The sequence below is a fragment of the Psychrobacillus sp. FJAT-21963 genome, from assembly GCF_001420585.1.
Taxonomy (GTDB): domain Bacteria; phylum Bacillota; class Bacilli; order Bacillales_A; family Planococcaceae; genus Psychrobacillus.
The window spans coordinates 53,207-69,829 of sequence record NZ_LJIY01000002.1 but is presented as its reverse complement, the minus strand read 5'-3'; the positions used below and the strand labels follow the sequence as shown (position 1 = coordinate 69,829).

The window sequence follows — 16,623 nt, the reverse complement described above, 5'->3', positions numbered from 1 at the left end:
GTTTTGTCTCCGCCTTTCTTAGCCTACAAGTTCAACAATTTTTTGTGCGCCATCTGCCATTGAATCAGCAGCAACGATGTTTAAACCTGATTCGTTTAATAAAGATTTACCTTTATCAACATTTGTACCTTCTAAACGAACAACAAGTGGTACTTCAAGTCCAACTTCTTTCGCAGCAACGATAACACCTTCAGCGATAATATCACATTTCATAATTCCACCAAAGATGTTAACAAAGATACCTTTAACATTTTTGTCTGAAAGAATGATTTTAAATGCTTCCGTTACTTTTTCTGCTGTAGCACCGCCCCCAACGTCCAAGAAGTTAGCCGGTGATCCGCCGTAATAGCTGATTGTATCCATTGTAGCCATTGCAAGACCAGCACCATTAACCATACATCCGATATTTCCATCAAGAGAAATATAGCTTAGGTCATATTTGGATGCTTCGATTTCTTTTGCATCTTCTTCATCAAAGTCACGTAATTCTACGATGTCTTTATGACGGTAAAGAGCATTTCCATCAAAATTAAATTTAGCATCTAATGCCACAACTTCTCCAGCACCAGTTACAACAAGTGGATTGATTTCAACGATTGCTGCATCTTTATCCACAAATGCTTCATATAATCCAAGCATTAGTTTTGCTGCTTTGTTTACTAATTTTGCAGGTATATTCATATTGAAAGCCATACGACGTGCTTGGAAACCAGTAAGACCAACTACAGGGTCAATTTCCTCTTTGAAGATTTTTTCAGGAGTAGCAGCTGCCACTTCCTCGATATCCATACCACCTTCTTCAGAACCCATTAAAGTTACACGAGAAGATGCTCGGTCTAAAACTAAACCAAGATAGTACTCTTTTTGGATATCAGAACCTTCTTCGATATAAAGGCGTTTTACTTCTTTACCTTCTGGACCTGTTTGGTGTGTTACTAAAACTTTCCCTAACAGTTCCTTCGCATATGCACGAACATCGTCCAAGTTTTTTGCGATTTTTACTCCGCCTGCTTTACCGCGTCCACCAGCGTGGATTTGGGCTTTTACAACGACAACTTCAGAACCTAGTTCTTTTGCAGCTTTAACAGCTTCTTCCGGAGAAAATGCTACTTTCCCATTAGGAACTGCTACACCGTATTGTCTGAGGAGTTCTTTCCCTTGATATTCATGGATATTCATCTTACGTCCTCCAATCAAACTTATGTCAAGTAATTTACTACCTTTATCATTGTAATAAACCTGTCACTTCTTGTCTACAAAAGTAAGTTTTTTCTCTAAAACATAGAATATTCAAATATTTTTAGATTAATTCATTTTTCCTTTCTCTTGATCAATTCGATAAATAAATGCAAATACTTCCGCTACCGCTTGATATAGCTCGTCTGGTATTGACTGATTTATATCTAATTGACCGAGAAGTTCTACTAAACTACGATCCTCTTGTATAGGAACATTATGTTCTTTTGCCTTCATTAAAATATTATCTGCTATTTTTCCCTTTCCTTTTGCAATAATAGTAGGGGCATCAATGATACCCGGTTTATATCCTAATGCGACTGCTTCTTTACGAAAATGTTTTTCCTCTGTCATATACGAATATCTACTCCTTGTGACTCTTTTCCCAGTAATTTCTTCGGTGACGTAAGTTTATTTTCTTCAAACGTTTTGACAAATACACCGGAGAGTTGGTATCCCACTGACAATAAGCCTTCCTTAAGGGTGTCATAAAATACGTTGGCAATTGGTTTTAAGCTGATATCGTTATTGTATAAAGAGATGGTTACTACACGATTTTGAACCTGCATATCTACAACTGTCTCTTCTAAAGAATCTAAATGTAAATAAAACATGATACGAGCATAATCAGAATCTATTTTGCCATCCTCTTTCATACGACCATTCCATTCAAGGGTCGCATCCATTTTCTTCCCTAAAAATTCTAATGGAACCTGCATTAATAACTGGTGCTGTGGCCCGTTTTCATTCGACAATATTTGCAGACCATTCATTCGATTCAAAAGTAGTTCTGCTTGTTCTTTTAGTGGCGCAGAAATAACCTGATTATGAAGAAGGTCTATCAATTGAGGTTTCAATTGGCTTGCAAGCTGTCTAACCTCCTCGCTACCTCCCCCGAGTTTTGCTTCATAACTAAAACCAAGTGACTTTAAAGCTTCTTTCATAGCGTGCTCAAATGCTTTTCCATCCAACTGTTGAAGCACATTTTGTTCAGCTTGCTGAAGAGCTGTAGAAAATATCGGTTGCTGACTGTTCTTATTGTTGGACAGTACTTGCTGAAGGGTTTGAGAAACCATTTCCTTATTTGTACCTTTTCCAAGTAATGATAGTAAGTGTTCTTTTGCAGTTAATCCATGTTGATCTTTCAAAAAAACGGCTTCCTGACTTTGCTTTGCAAATACTTCCAAAAGCGTCTTGTTTAGCGTTAATATTTGTTCGGCCTGAGAATTATTATTTAACAAAATCCCTAATTGCACCTTTTGTTCAGATGTTAACAAAGGTTGTGCGCTAACCCAATTTCGAATCTGGTCCATTACCATACTTTTTTCACTTACCGGAGCTTTTAATAAGTTTGCTATAATGTCAGCTGCTGAATTAGGCATCGTAGAAAGAGTTGAAGCTGGCAAAAGATTATTTAAAGTAACATTTGGAGATAAGACACCCGCTTCTTTTAAACTCTGTAGTATCGGCAACTTTGTAGCCAAGTTTGCTACCGGACTTTGTAACACTTCTATTTGTTTTCCTAGCAATACACCTGCTACAGGTTCTCCAAACGGCTCCGCTAACTTTTGCAAACTTTGAAGTAGAGTGTTCTTATCATTTTTTGATAGTGTCAAATCCTGTTGTAACGTTAGTTTAAATTCTTGAATCAGTGATTGGAGGCCACTAGTAGATTTACCACTTAAAACAGCATCAAACATTTGTTGTGACAAAGGTATTTTTAGGTCCAACATTTTTTGAATTGTTTCCATTGCTTGCTTTATTGATACATTCGGAGGTAATTGTTTTAATAGCTGTTCTGCTTGAACTAATATTTCTTTTGAGATTGGCAATTGTTCTTTTAAAAAGAACTGAATTACTGCCTGCATTTCTGTTGTTTTTGTTAAATTCATCGCTTGCAAAAGTTGTTGCGCTTGTTGAGCTAATGTGTTCCCGTTTGTGAGGGGTCCTGTTACGACTTTCAGTTGCAACTCCGGTTCCGTTTTAGTTACTTGAAAAAAATGTGCATCCCCTGCTTTTAGCGGAGTTTCCAGCTTAGCTATTACTTTTTGATTGCCTATTTGCAATTCTGCAGTCTGATTTGGATATAATTTCTTAATAGTTCCATGTACTACTTGTCCTTCTTTTATCGAAGTTTGCATATTAGGTGAAAGGATCTTCGTTTGTTGTGCTTGAATGGAAGAAAAAGATGTTGATGACATGTTTTCACCTCATTTAAGTAATATAGATTTTATCGGCTCGAATGTTTTTCTATGGTGAATAGTAGGACCATATTTATATATCATTTCAACGTGTTGCTTTGTCCCATACCCCGCGTGTTTATTGAATAAATATTGAGGATATTCCTCATGCAACTGATCCATATAATTATCTCTCGCAGTTTTAGCTAGTATAGAAGCCGCTGCAATCGCTAGACTCTTAGCATCGCCTTTTATAATGGAATGTGTTTCCATGTCAATTGGTAGTTTCATAGCATCTACTAAAACTATTGAAGGACTTTCCTTCAAGCTTAAAACAGACTTTGTCATGGATTGTTTCGTCGCTTCATAAATATTAAGTTCATCTATTTTTTCTACTGATTGAAAGTGAATAAAATAACTTAGCGCATTATTTTTTATTTTTGTTGCAAGTTCATTTCGCTTCTTTTTCGTTAGTTGCTTGGAGTCATTTAAACCAATTAGATTATCTGTGTTCTCATTTAAAACTACAGCTGCTGTAACAACTGGTCCAGCTAATGGACCGCGCCCTGCTTCATCTACTCCAGCAACCAAATCCGTGTGGCACTTTCTAAAACTAGCATCGAAATAACATTTATCGTTGTGGGCACGAATTTCCATCTGTAAAAGCTGTTGTCTATTCTTCCAAGTTTTTAATAGCTTCATGGCACCAATTCTACTATCGTCTTCTAGTTTGCTCATCCATGGTTCCCATGAAGTTGCATTTTCTAATTTTTCTTTTATATCCTTCAAACTTAACATTTCATTCACATCAACTTTCTTGTACTTAATCTATGTATCGGCCAATATATGAAAAGCGTAAGCGTCTATTTAGTGCAGTACAGTTTATACAGCGCCTCACGTTGGCACTGCTTTCCTATAAGTAAGTAGCTTTTACACATTTGACCTAGCTTGCAACTTAAAAAATCGAGAAAACCCTTCTCACCAAGTGGCAAAAAGGGTAAATTATTTATGTCTTATTCGGTTACAAAATCAAACGTTAGTCGACCAAGATGAAGGTTTCGAATATCCCTTACAATCAGCTCTGCAACTTGATCATAATCAATTTCACCGCCACCGGCAAAACATCTTCTTAACTTACCAATATGATCGAATGTATCCACTAAATCTTCGCTAACTGTTGTCAATTGATATCTTTCTTCCATCCTCTTTGGATAATGCTCTTGTAAAAAACGAAGACCATACACCGCTAAATCTTCCATATTGATAACAGCATCTTTAATTGCTCCCGTTAATGCAAGTTTATAGCCTACTTGTTGATCTTCAAACTTTGGCCAAAGAATACCAGGAGTATCCAATAATTCTATTTCTTTTTCGACCTTTATCCATTGTTGTCTTTTAGTAACACCTGGTGTATTACCTGTTTTCGCTATATTCTTTTTTGCGAAACGATTAATTAGTGTAGATTTCCCGACGTTTGGAATTCCTACAATCATTGCACGAATAGCACGAGGTTTGATACCTCTTTCTTTCATGCGATCCCATTTAGGCTTTAAAAGCTCTTTAGCGGCTTTAAAAACAGATTGTAGACCTTTTCCTTCTAAAGAGTTTATCGCCACTGTAGGGAGCCCTATTGAGTCAAAATAAGCTATCCATTTTCTCGTTTGTGCTTCGTCTGCCATATCCATCTTGTTCAAAATAAGTAATCTTGTTTTCTGGTGCACTACTTCGTCCAGCATCGGATTTCTGGAAGACAAAGGCAAGCGTGCATCCACTAATTCAAAAACAATATCTACGAGCTTTAAATTTTCAGTTACTTCTCTTCTCGCTTTGGCCATATGACCTGGAAACCACTGTATTGTCATTTTATATCTCCTCCTTAAAGGATGAGAAAGTTACTTTTCCTTAACTATCTAACCTCAGGCATCTTACTAAATTTTTATTTTACAAAACCAACTTCATCAAATGGCCAAAAAACGATATTTGTGTTTCCAATCACTTCATCGATGGCAACTAGTCCAATATGTCGACTATCTTTACTATATCTACGATTATCACCCATAACGAATATAAAGCCTTCAGGTATCTTATCAACTTGGGCAATATCTTCTAATGTGAAATCATCGGTTAAAGATCCTTCAGTAATTTCATTTTTGTATTGTTCTAAGTATGGCTCTTCAACTTCTTTTCCATTTATATATAGTTGATCATTTTTATATTCCACATGATCTCCAGGAAGACCAATTACTCGTTTGATGTAATTCTTTTGCTCTGGTGCATGGAATACTACTATATCAAAACGATCTGGTTCACCAACCATATAACCGATTTTATTGACAACCATTCGGTCCCCATTTTTTAAAGTCGGCATCATTGATTCTCCGTCTACTACAATTGGTGTAAATAAAAAGAAGCGAATTATTGCAGCAATCCCAAAAGCGATTAACAATGCTTTGGACCATTCCCACAATTCGTTCTTTTCTTTCTTAGCTCGTTCCATCGACTTGCCCCCTTTATATACTTCCTTTATTGTACAGGGAAATTCTCATTCAAGCAAAAAGAAATGATATGATTTCTAATTATCTTTCAACTAAATCTAACTTAACTTTCCGGAACGAAGAATGCGAGCGCTTCTCAATCTTTATATTTCAACTCGCTGAAAACGCTTTTCAGTCGAGGCGACCTAAACTGCGACATCCTTGTCGCAACGGTCGCATGACCTACATCGTGTTGGCCCGCACGCCGCGCAAGGCGGAAGCGAATAGAACTTTAGTTCATGAGCTTACAACGAAGTGCAAACGCTTTTGTTTGCGACGAGCTTTGCGCAGGAGCAAGTAACGAAGAATGAAAGCGTTTCTCAACGAGTTGAAAAGAAAAAATGTTGTAGCGAAAGGTGGAATCACCCTCACTACAACATTTGATTTTTTACTATTAGCGACGTTCTTTAATACGAGCTGCTTTACCACGTAGATCGCGTAAGTAGTACAATTTAGCACGACGAACTTTACCACGACGAACAACTTCTAAGTTTGCAATTTTTGGTGTGTGTACAGGGAATGTACGCTCAACGCCAACACCTGAAGAAATTTTACGAACTGTAAAAGTTTCGCTAATTCCACCACCACGACGTTTAATTACAACACCTTCGTACATTTGGATACGTTCGCGAGTACCCTCAACAACCTTAACGTGTACACGTACTGTGTCACCAGGGCGGAAATCAGGAAGATCCGTACGTAATTGTTCTTTTGTGATTTCTGAAATAATGTTTTGCATCATTTTTCTCTCCTTATATAGAATGCTCTTACACCCATTATCTGTTGCAGCGGAACACCCAAAATCCATACTCCACATAGAAGTACATAGTAGAATATACCACAAACATTTAATAGATGCAATGCATAAATGAAAGATTATTGTTTCTTATATTTATTAATAAATTCTTGATCCTTTTTGCTTAAATTAATCGATTCCAGTAACTCCGGTCTTCTTTCAAGCGTTCGTTTTAAAGATTGTTCTCTTCTCCATTTTTCAATCTCTGCGTGATTACCTGACAACAACACATCTGGCACCTTATAACCTCGATATTCAACAGGTCGAGTATAATGAGGATGCTCAAGCAGTCCAGTAGAAAATGAATCTTTTTCGTGAGATTCTGCATTGCCCAGTACATTAGGCAATAGTCTAACGACACTATCTACAATAGTCATAGCTGCCAATTCTCCACCTGTTAATACGAAATCTCCAAGTGAAATTTCATCCGTAATCAGATGTTCTCGAATTCGCTCATCATAACCTTCATAATGACCACAAATGAAAATAAGCTCTTCTTCTTTTGCTAATTCTTCTGCTTTTTTCTGCGTAAATCGCTCCCCTTGAGGGCAAAGTAGAACGATTCGGCGTTTTTGTTGTTTATTCGTAGTTAAAGAATCTATTGCGTTAAATAGTGGTTCAGGTTTCAATACCATCCCAGCTCCACCGCCATAAGGGTAATCATCAACCTGATGATGCTTGTTTCCTGAAAAATCTCTAAAGTTCACGACATTAAGTACAACTTCATTCTTTTCCTGTGCTTTTTTCAAAATGGATGTATTAAAAACACCTTCAAACATTTCTGGAAATAGAGAAAGAATGTGAATATTCATCATGATAATAGACCTTCTAACACTTCAATAACAATTTTCTTATTATCAACGTCTACTGACTTTACTACATCTTCAATGTATGGAATGTAATGTGTTTTCCCTTTTGCAGGCTGAACTGCCCAAACATCGTTGGCACCTGTTTCAAGAATTTCTGTAACAGTTCCGATCGTTTCGCCTTCTGTAGACAAAACTGTACATCCGATTATTTCATGATAGTAAAATTCATTTTCTTCTAATTCTGAAAGGTACTTATCAGATACTTTTAAAATAGCGTCTCTAAAAGGTTCTACATCTTTCAATAATGAATAGCCTTCAAATGTCAATAAATCAAAGTTTTTATGCTTTCGATGAGTAGCTACTTTAACGGTGATCGGTTTCGATCCATCTGCTTTAAACAGCCCTAGCTCACTACCCACTTCATAACGTTCATCTGCAAAGTCTGTTTTGGAGATAACACGTACCTCACCCCATATACCATGCGTATTGACTATTTTACCAACGTTAAACCATTCCATGAATATTTTTTACCTCCTATCAAAAAAGGAAGAACAAATTGTTCTCCCTCTTTGTACATTAATCTAAAATGTCGACATATGTTTTTTTCTTTTGGTGACTGCCTGCTGCTGAGTAAACAATAGTACGAATCGCTTTCGCTACCCGCCCTTGTTTGCCAATTACTTTTCCCATATCTTCAGGATGAACAGAAAGTTTGTAAACTATACGATTTACATTTTCTTCTTTAACAACCTGAACCTTATCTGGATAATCAACTAATGGTTTGACGATTGCTTCGATCAGCTGCTTCACATTGTCCCCTCCGATTATTTGCCGAGTTTTGCGTTATGGAATTTTTCCATAATACCTTGTTCTGAGAACAAGTTACGTACTGTATCAGATGGCTTTGCGCCGTCTTGAAGCCATTTTAACGCTAATTCTTCGTTAATTTTAACTTCAGCTGGTTTTGTAAGTGGGTTGTAAGTACCTACTGTTTCAATTTGACGACCATCACGTGGTGAGCGAGAGTCTGCTACTACAATACGATAGAAAGGAGATTTTTTTGCTCCCATACGTTTTAAACGAATTTTAACTGCCATTTTTATTGCACCTCCGAATAGTTTCACACAAGATAGTATATTATCAAGCTTTTATTTGTTTGTAAAGTGTTTTTTCTTAACACCCTAATTTTTTCAGGGAAAATTATTTAAAAAGTGAGTCTAAACCAGGCATTTTCATCTTTTTCTTCCCTTTTTGTTGCATGTTTGTCATTTGTTTCATCATTTTTTTCATATCTTCAAACTGCTTCAATAGTCTATTGATATCTTGAATAGACGTACCAGATCCTTTAGCAATTCTTTTCTTCCTAGGACCATTAATAATTTCAGGAGTTGTTTTTTCTTGCGTAGTCATGGAATAAATAATCGCTTCAACACGATCCATTTGCTTTTCATCCACTTTTGCATTCTCTAGTCCTTTAATTTTGCCTGCTCCTGGGAGCATTTTCAAAATTTCGTCCAACGGTCCCATCTTCTTCACTTGACTAATTTGTTCCAAAAAGTCATCAAAAGTAAAAGATTGCGTACGGAATTTTTCTTCTAATTCCTTCGCTTTTTCTTCATCAACATTTGCTTGTGCCTTCTCAATCAGAGACATCATATCTCCCATACCTAAAATTCGAGAAGCCATTCGCTCTGGATGGAAAGGTTCAAGAGCATCCATCTTTTCACCCATACCAACAAACTTAATAGGTTTTTGCGTAACAGAACGGATAGATAAAGCCGCTCCGCCTCGAGTATCCCCATCAAGCTTCGTTAATACGACACCGGAAATGCCAATGGATTCGTTAAAATTATTCGCTACATTGACTGCATCCTGCCCAGTCATTGCATCTACCACTAAAAACACTTCATCTGGTTCTTTGATGGCACGAATATCTTTTAATTCTTGCATTAGGGTTTCATCAATATGAAGTCGACCCGCAGTATCAATGATCACAACATCGTTATTCTCTGCTTTTGCATGCTCCATCGCTTGTTTTACGATTTCTACAGGTGAAATATCAGTACCTAATGCGAAAACAGGTAATGATAACTGCTTACCAATTGTTTCAAGCTGCTTAACAGCTGCAGGACGATAGATATCAGCCGCTACTAATAGTGGCTTTTTATTGTATTTTTTGCGTAATACATTCGCAAGCTTTCCAGTAGTGGTTGTTTTACCAGCACCTTGAAGACCAACCATCATAATTACGGTAGGTGGTCTTGATGAAAAAGAAATTTGACTTTGTTCTCCACCCATTAACTCTGTCAATTCGTCTTTAACAATTTTAATGACTTGTTGACCAGGTGTTAAGCTTTTCATTACATCTTGCCCAACAGCTCGTTCCGAAACATTTTTGACGAATTCCTTTACTACTTTCAAGTTTACGTCTGCTTCGAGTAGTGCATAACGAACGTCTCTCATCATTTCTTTTACATCTGCTTCAGAAATCTTTCCTTTACCTTTAATTTTCTGAAGCGTTCCTTGGAGTCGCTCAGCTAATCCTTCAAATGCCATGCATGCCGCCTCCTAATCCCATTCTTTTAATTGATTAATGAGTTCAATCAGTTTATCTTCAGATGATTGCTCCTTTGCTAAAAGCAATAGCTGCTCTATCGTTTCCTGACGTTTTTCAAATTTCGTAAAGAGGTTAAGTTTTTCTTCATACTCCTCTAACATTGCTTCTGTACGACGTATATTATCATAAACAGCTTGTCTGGAAATATCATATTCTTCTGCAATTTCTCCAAGGGATAAATCATCTAAATAATAAAGCTGCATATAGCTTCTTTGCTTATCTGTTAATAATGCCTGGTAAAAATCGAAGAGAAAATTCATGCGTGTTGTTTTTTCAATCATTCCCATCTCTCCTTACCAATTCAATTACATCCTCTAGTTTATTAATAGAGGGTACAACTGTCAAGTATTTTTACTTGTCTCAGACTGTTGACAAGCGCTCGCATTCTTCGTTGCTTGCTCCTGCGGTTACTCGTCGCAAACAAAAGCGTTTGCACTTCGTTGTAAGCTCATGAACTTAAGTTCTATTCGCTTCCGCCTCGGTGCTCCTGCGCAAAGCTCGTCGCAAAGTAACTTTGCTGGCGCGCGGGCCCACAGGAAGTGGGTCATGCGATCGTTGCGACATGGATGTCGCGATTTTAGGTAGCCTAGAATGACAAGCGTTTTCAAGACAGTCTGAGATGACCCTACAATCTGCGTCTAGTATTTACTTGTCTTCATTTTCTTCGTTTAATTCATTTTCACTTTCCAGCTCTAATCCTTCTGCAAAAAGTCCATACACATATTTTTCGGAATCGAATGGTTGTAAATCATCCATTTGTTCGCCTAGTCCAACAAATTTAACAGGAATATGAAGTTTCGAACGTATCGCTAATACGATACCACCTTTAGCGGTACCATCTAGTTTCGTTAATACAATTCCAGTAACATTTGTCGCCTCTTTAAACGTCTGTGCCTGCACAAGTGCATTTTGTCCAGTTGTTGCATCTAGAGCTAGCAATACCTCATGAGGGGCATTTGGAACCTCACGCGAAATGACGCGATGAATCTTTTCTAACTCATTCATCAAATTCACTTTATTTTGGAGTCGACCTGCGGTATCACAAATTAAAACATCCGCATTACGCGTTTTAGCCGCTCTAATCGCATCATACATTACAGCAGCAGGGTCAGAGCCTTCCGCTTGTTTAATAACTTCTACGCCTACTCTATCGCCCCACACTTGAAGTTGGTCGATTGCCCCAGCACGGAAAGTATCCCCCGCTGCCAAAATGACTTTCTTTCCTTCGCTTTTTAAACGATGAGCAAGTTTCCCAATTGTAGTAGTCTTCCCTACCCCGTTCACTCCAACAAACAAAATAACGGATAAACTATCTTTCTCCAGTTGAAGCTCTGTAATATTTTCATCCCCAGCTTCATAAATTTCGACTAGTTTTTCTGAAATAACCGATTGGATTCCGGCAGTATCCTTCATATTTTTACGCTGTACTTCAAAACGTAAGGATTCCATTAATTCAGAAACTGTTTCAAAACCTACATCCGCTTGTAATAATATTTCTTCTAGTTCTTCGAAAAAATCTTCATCTACTTTACGGTATTTAGCTACTAAATCATTTACTTTGGAAGTAAATTGGTTTCTTGTTTTCGCTAAACCTTCCTTAAATTTATTTGTAATCGAAACTGTTTCTTCTATCTCTTCCTTCGATCCAAGCATCTTATCCTTAAACTTCTTAAAAAAACTCATTCTCTAAGCTCCTTTTTAAGTTACTAATTCTTCTTCTAATTTTACGGAAACTAATTTCGAAATACCCGATTCCTGCATGGTAATACCGTACAATACATCCGCACCTTCCATTGTTCCTTTTCGATGCGTTATTACGATAAATTGCGTATCATGACTAAATTTCTTTAAATAGTTGCTATAGCGGGCTACATTTGCCTCATCTAGAGCCGCTTCTACCTCATCCAGTATACAGAATGGTACAGGACGAGTGTGCAGAATAGCAAACAATAAAGCGATTGCAGTAAGCGCACGCTCCCCTCCTGATAAAAGCGTAAGATTTTGCAGTTTTTTCCCCGGAGGCTGTGCAATAATATCTACCCCTGTATCCAGTAATGAAGTAGGGTCGGTCAAAATTAAATCAGCTTGACCACCACCAAAAAGTTCACGGAAAACAACTCTAAAGTGAGATTGTATTTCATTGAAAGTTGTTTCGAAACGGATAGTCATTTCTTCATCCATTTCTCTAATAACTTCGTGCAAAGTTTCTTGGGCAGAAAGCAGGTCTTCTCGTTGCTCTGTTAAAAATGAGTGCCGTTCACTCACTTGTTCAAATTCTTGAATAGACCCAAGATTAATCGGACCAAGCTCCTCAATCGATCTTTTTAGTAGAGTTACTTTTTTGCGCGCCAATTGTTCTTCCATTTTAAACGGGAAGTCACGTTCAGCTTCCTCCAGAGCCAGCTCATACGTTTCTTCCAAGTGATTGCGAAGCGTGTTCATTTCTACTTCTAGTTTACTTAGTTTAATCTCCAAGGTACGCTCTTCATTTGTCAGGAGCCCCGCTTTTTGCTGTAGCTCTTTTAACTTGTTTTCAGCGCTATTAATATTTTGGGAAAGTTCTACTCTGCTACTTTTTTCAGCTTGAATTTGCTCAATTAATCGATCTTTTGTCAATTTGTACTTTGTAATGAGATCTGATAATTCATCGGCAGTTGGGCCTTCTTGGTCATCATTTTCATACCAAGCAATTTCTTTATCTAAAGTATCAATTTTATGCGTGCTAGCTTGAATTGAATTGGTAATTTGAATTTTTTCTTTTTCTTGTTGCGTAACTTGTTCATTCACTACAGCAATCTGAGATAACAACTCACCGAGCTCATTTTGAAATTTGTCTTTTTCTTCAATCGATTGAAGTTTTAAAACTTGTAACTGGTCAATCGATGCTTGAATAGTAGCTAACGATTCTTTTATCTCCACGCTACGAGATGAAGTTTGTTCTTTTTTACGGACTAAATCATCATGCAAGTTACCTTTTTCCGTTTTCTCTTCATCATATTCAAGCAACTGACTTGTAAGCCTTGAAATAATAGCGGTACACTCTCTTGTTTCTGAAAGTAATTTAAGTTCTTCTTCCCTTAAACTTTCTCCCAAAAGACGTGTTTCTTCCAATTCTAATCGTAATCCTTGAACTTCTTGTTTTTTGGAAGAAACCGATTTTTCCGCTTGAAGAACCGTTTTTTCCAACTCTACTAATTTATCATTTAGCTGTTCTAGCTCTACTTTACGAGTAAATAAGGAGGATTGCTGTTTAACAGAACCACCAGTGAGGGACCCTCCTGCATTCACGACATCACCATCTAATGTGACAAAGCGAAATTTATATTGCAGACGAGATGCCATTTCATTAGCACCCTTTAAATCTTTTGCAATAATTATATTTCCAAGTAAATTTTCCACAATAATTTGATACCCGTCATTGTAATTCACCAGCTTGTCCGCCGTATTTACAAAAGAAGGATGGTCCTTTACCATTGCTAAAGTTTGCTCATTTACCTTACGTGATTTCATTACTTGGAGCGGAAGAAATGTCGCTCTTCCTACACGCTTCTTTTTCAACCATTCAATAGCTAAACGCGCGTCTTGACTAGAATCAGTAATAATATGTTGTGATTGTTGTCCAATTGCTGTATCGATTGCATTCATATACGTATGCGGAATTTGAATCAGCTCTGCTACCGCGCCATGAATACCATGTAATTCTTTTTTTTCTCTAGCAATCAATACTTCTTTAACACCTTGGAAAAAGCCAGAAAACTCCGATTCTAGTTCTTCTAAAGAATCTTTTCTTGCTTGCATTTGATGTTTCATTTGATATGCCTTTTGAAGCATCGTCTGTTGTTCTTCCAACCCATTTTCAAGCTGTTCAGCTGTTTCACGTTTCATTTTAAATGCTGATAATTTCTGTTCTAACTCTTTTTGACAAGTAGTCAGGCGAGATTCTAGTTCCATTTTGCGGTTAGTTAGTTTCTCTAGCTCTTCTTTTGTTTCACGATAATCTTCCATCATTTTTTCAGAAGACACGAGTTCAAATTGAAGTTGCTGCTCCATATGTTTCATTTCGTTTTTCATAGTAGCTTCTTCATTCAATAAATCGATATAAGTACTTTTTAAATCCTCTATTTCTTCTTCTACTTCAGAAGCGGATTTACTTAAGACTTTGTCAATTTGCAACTTTTTGGAGCGAAGTTCTTTTAAGTGAACTTGTTTTTCTGTTCTGGAACCATCATTTTCTCTTAACTGTCTCTCGAGCAATTCAAGTTTTTCGCGTTCTTCTTCTAATGCTCTTTTTAACTGGGAAATTTGTTGACTTGCATTTTGTTTTTTCTCTGCTAGTAAAAGTTTTCTACCTTCTAATCGCTCTAATTCAGAACTTGCTTCTACGAGCTCACTTTGATTTGTATCTAGGCTTTCATCTATATCAGACATTTTTCTTCTGTCTGCCTGTATAGTCGCCTCTACATCATCTATTTGTAGTTGAAGTGCTTGTTTTGTTTCATCCAATGTATGAAGTTTTTTATGTAATTCAGCACTTTGCTGAACACACATTCTTAGATCATGTGCGATTACTGCTATTTCAATATCTTTTAATTCTTCGGACATTCTTAAATAATCCGAAGCAAGCGATGATTGTATTTGTAGAGGTTCCATTCGACTATCTAACTCATGCAAAATATCTAATACACGATTTAAATTGTCGTCTGTCTCAATCAGTTTAAATTCAGCTTTCTTCTTACGTTGTTTGTATTTTAGAACTCCTGCAGTTTCTTCGAATATTGTTCTTCTATCTTCTGGACGACTATTTAAAATTTCATCTACTCGCCCCTGAGAAATAATAGAAAATGCTTCTTTTCCAAGTCCAGAGTCCATAAAGAGATCCGTGATATCCTTCAATCTGCAAGTTTGTTTGTTAAGTAGGTATTCACTATCTCCTGAACGAAATACTCTTCTAGTTACACTAATTTCGGCAAAGTCTAAAGCAACTCTATTATCCGAGTTATCCAATATTAACGTAACTTCAGCAAAGTTTAACGCTTTTCTAGAGTCACTTCCTGCAAAAATGACATCCTCCATTTTAGACCCACGCAACGATTTAGCAGATTGCTCTCCTAATACCCATCTAATCGCGTCGGTTACATTACTCTTTCCACTACCATTTGGACCTACTACCGCAGTAACGCCTGGTACAAAATCGATTCCAATACGGTCAGCAAATGATTTAAATCCTATTATCTCTAATCTTTTAAGGAACAAACTTATTCCTCCCGTTCATGATCCCTTAATGCAATAATTGCTAGCCTTGCAGCTTGTTGTTCCGCTTCTTTTTTCGAACGCCCTTTTCCAATGCCAAGTTCATTTGTACTTAACAAAACACGAGATACAAAGGTTCGATTATGTGCAGGACCTTTTTCCTCCACGATTTCGTAACTTAACGTTCCATTATTTTGTTGCTGAATAATTTCTTGTAATTGACTTTTATAATCCATCACATGCGAAAAAGCACCGAGTTCGATTTTAGGGAATACAATTTTTTCTAAAAATGAAATAACTGTTGCAAGTCCCTTATCTAAGTATAATGCACCGATAAATGCTTCAAAAACGTCTGCAAGAAGCGCAGGTCTTTCACGTCCACCTGTCAATTCTTCTCCCTTTCCTAGCAATACATATTTACCAAAATTCAATTCATTGGCAAATAGTACAAGAGATGGCTCACAAACAATTGCTGCACGAAGTTTTGTCAGTTCTCCTTCGCTCATCCCCATGTATTGTTGAAATAAATATTGAGAAACAGACAATTCTAAAACAGCGTCTCCTAAAAACTCTAGTCTTTCATTATCGGCAAAAAATTTCCGTCGATGCTCATTCACATAAGATGAATGCGTAAAGGCTTGATACAATAATGTTGGATTATCGAAATGAATATCAAAATGTTGTTGAAAGAGATTAAAATGTTCTTTAACACTTTCAGGGAAAACTGATTTTTTCGTATGCGTACTTTTTTTCATGAATTATCTGCCTTTCTTGCTTATGGATCTATCTGTTTAAGTTTACCTGTTTCTATAGCTTTGTGCAAAAGAAATAGAGACGTTCTATCTCTATTCGCAAGGAATGAGTAGAACGTCTCTGATGTTATTGAAATTAAGCTTGTTTACTTTCAATATAGCTAACTGCACTACCTACAGTTGAAATGTTTTCAGCATCTTCATCTGAAATTTCCATATCGAACTCATCTTCAAGTTCCATAACTAATTCTACTACATCAAGAGAGTCAGCACCTAAATCATCACGGAAAGATGCTTCTAATTTTACTTCGCTTTCATCTACACCTAGACGATCCACGATTACTTTCGTTACGCGTTCTAATACTGTTGACAAATTTGTCACCTCCCCTCAATGATTATACAAAAAACTCTAACCTATGGAAAGTGTAATTATAAATTCATGAATATTA

General features: G+C 36.9%; 17 protein-coding genes. All 17 read right to left on the bottom strand.

Annotated features, from left to right (window positions below; translation table 11 throughout):
- Positions 1 to 18 precede the first annotated feature (18 nt).
- The 17 genes from sucC to acpP all read right to left on the bottom strand — a co-directional run bounded on the left by sucC (position 19) and on the right by acpP (position 16,547).
- Entirely contained in the window at positions 19 to 1,179 is a 1,161-nt protein-coding gene (sucC, locus tag AN959_RS06225; protein ID WP_053589993.1) for an ADP-forming succinate--CoA ligase subunit beta, read from the bottom strand.
- Between the two features lie 126 nt (positions 1,180 to 1,305).
- The gene (locus AN959_RS06220; RefSeq protein ID WP_056829255.1) at positions 1,306 to 1,590 is read right to left on the bottom strand and encodes an EscU/YscU/HrcU family type III secretion system export apparatus switch protein; all 285 of its coding nucleotides are present in this window, start codon (positions 1,588 to 1,590) and stop codon (positions 1,306 to 1,308) included.
- Positions 1,587 to 3,437, bottom strand: a complete 1,851-nt coding sequence (locus tag AN959_RS06215; protein ID WP_056829253.1) for a hypothetical protein — start codon at positions 3,435 to 3,437, stop codon at positions 1,587 to 1,589. Before AN959_RS06215 ends, AN959_RS06220 begins: the two co-directional genes overlap by 4 nt.
- 9 nt (positions 3,438 to 3,446) lie before the next feature.
- Positions 3,447 to 4,214 carry a ribonuclease HII gene (locus AN959_RS06210; RefSeq protein WP_056830269.1) on the bottom strand — a complete coding sequence of 256 codons (768 nt, stop codon included), beginning with the start codon at positions 4,212 to 4,214 and terminating at the stop codon, positions 3,447 to 3,449.
- 215 nt (positions 4,215 to 4,429) lie between these two features.
- Complete coding sequence (gene ylqF, locus AN959_RS06205) at positions 4,430 to 5,278, bottom strand: ribosome biogenesis GTPase YlqF (protein WP_053589996.1); 849 nt, start codon at positions 5,276 to 5,278, stop codon at positions 4,430 to 4,432.
- Between the two features lie 74 nt (positions 5,279 to 5,352).
- Positions 5,353 to 5,913: a signal peptidase I gene (gene lepB / locus AN959_RS06200; protein WP_056829251.1), complete on the bottom strand. Its 561-nt coding sequence runs from the start codon at positions 5,911 to 5,913 to the stop codon at positions 5,353 to 5,355.
- A 431-nt stretch (positions 5,914 to 6,344) separates the two neighbouring features.
- Positions 6,345 to 6,689, bottom strand: a complete 345-nt coding sequence (gene rplS, locus AN959_RS06195; protein ID WP_053589998.1) for a 50S ribosomal protein L19 — start codon at positions 6,687 to 6,689, stop codon at positions 6,345 to 6,347.
- 137 nt (positions 6,690 to 6,826) lie between these two features.
- Positions 6,827 to 7,558 carry a tRNA (guanosine(37)-N1)-methyltransferase TrmD gene (gene trmD, locus AN959_RS06190; protein ID WP_053592154.1) on the bottom strand — a complete coding sequence of 244 codons (732 nt, stop codon included), beginning with the start codon at positions 7,556 to 7,558 and terminating at the stop codon, positions 6,827 to 6,829.
- Positions 7,558 to 8,073: a ribosome maturation factor RimM gene (gene rimM / locus AN959_RS06185; protein WP_053589999.1), complete on the bottom strand. Its 516-nt coding sequence runs from the start codon at positions 8,071 to 8,073 to the stop codon at positions 7,558 to 7,560. Before rimM ends, trmD begins: the two co-directional genes overlap by 1 nt.
- Positions 8,074 to 8,131: 58 nt before the next feature.
- Positions 8,132 to 8,365 (bottom strand): KH domain-containing protein, encoded by a 234-nt coding sequence (locus AN959_RS06180; protein WP_053590000.1) that lies wholly within the window; start codon positions 8,363 to 8,365, stop codon positions 8,132 to 8,134.
- 14 nt (positions 8,366 to 8,379) lie between these two features.
- Positions 8,380 to 8,652 (bottom strand): 30S ribosomal protein S16, encoded by a 273-nt coding sequence (gene rpsP / locus AN959_RS06175; protein WP_053590001.1) that lies wholly within the window; start codon positions 8,650 to 8,652, stop codon positions 8,380 to 8,382.
- 103 nt (positions 8,653 to 8,755) lie between these two features.
- A complete protein-coding gene (gene ffh / locus AN959_RS06170; RefSeq protein WP_056829249.1) occupies positions 8,756 to 10,111 on the bottom strand; it encodes a signal recognition particle protein in 1,356 nt (451 codons plus the stop codon).
- A 12-nt stretch (positions 10,112 to 10,123) separates the two neighbouring features.
- On the bottom strand, positions 10,124 to 10,453 hold the full coding sequence (locus AN959_RS06165) for a putative DNA-binding protein (RefSeq protein ID WP_371256505.1): 330 nt from the start codon (positions 10,451 to 10,453) through the stop codon (positions 10,124 to 10,126).
- Between the two features lie 364 nt (positions 10,454 to 10,817).
- Entirely contained in the window at positions 10,818 to 11,855 is a 1,038-nt protein-coding gene (gene ftsY / locus AN959_RS06160) for a signal recognition particle-docking protein FtsY (protein ID WP_056829247.1), read from the bottom strand.
- A gap of 15 nt (positions 11,856 to 11,870) precedes the next feature.
- Positions 11,871 to 15,425, bottom strand: coding sequence for a chromosome segregation protein SMC (gene smc / locus AN959_RS06155; protein ID WP_056829245.1), 3,555 nt, complete (start codon positions 15,423 to 15,425; stop codon positions 11,871 to 11,873).
- 2 nt (positions 15,426 to 15,427) lie between these two features.
- The gene (rnc, locus tag AN959_RS06150; protein ID WP_053590006.1) at positions 15,428 to 16,177 is read right to left on the bottom strand and encodes a ribonuclease III; all 750 of its coding nucleotides are present in this window, start codon (positions 16,175 to 16,177) and stop codon (positions 15,428 to 15,430) included.
- Between the two features lie 133 nt (positions 16,178 to 16,310).
- The gene (gene acpP, locus AN959_RS06145) at positions 16,311 to 16,547 is read right to left on the bottom strand and encodes an acyl carrier protein (RefSeq protein WP_053590007.1); all 237 of its coding nucleotides are present in this window, start codon (positions 16,545 to 16,547) and stop codon (positions 16,311 to 16,313) included.
- Positions 16,548 to 16,623: the final 76 nt, after the last annotated feature.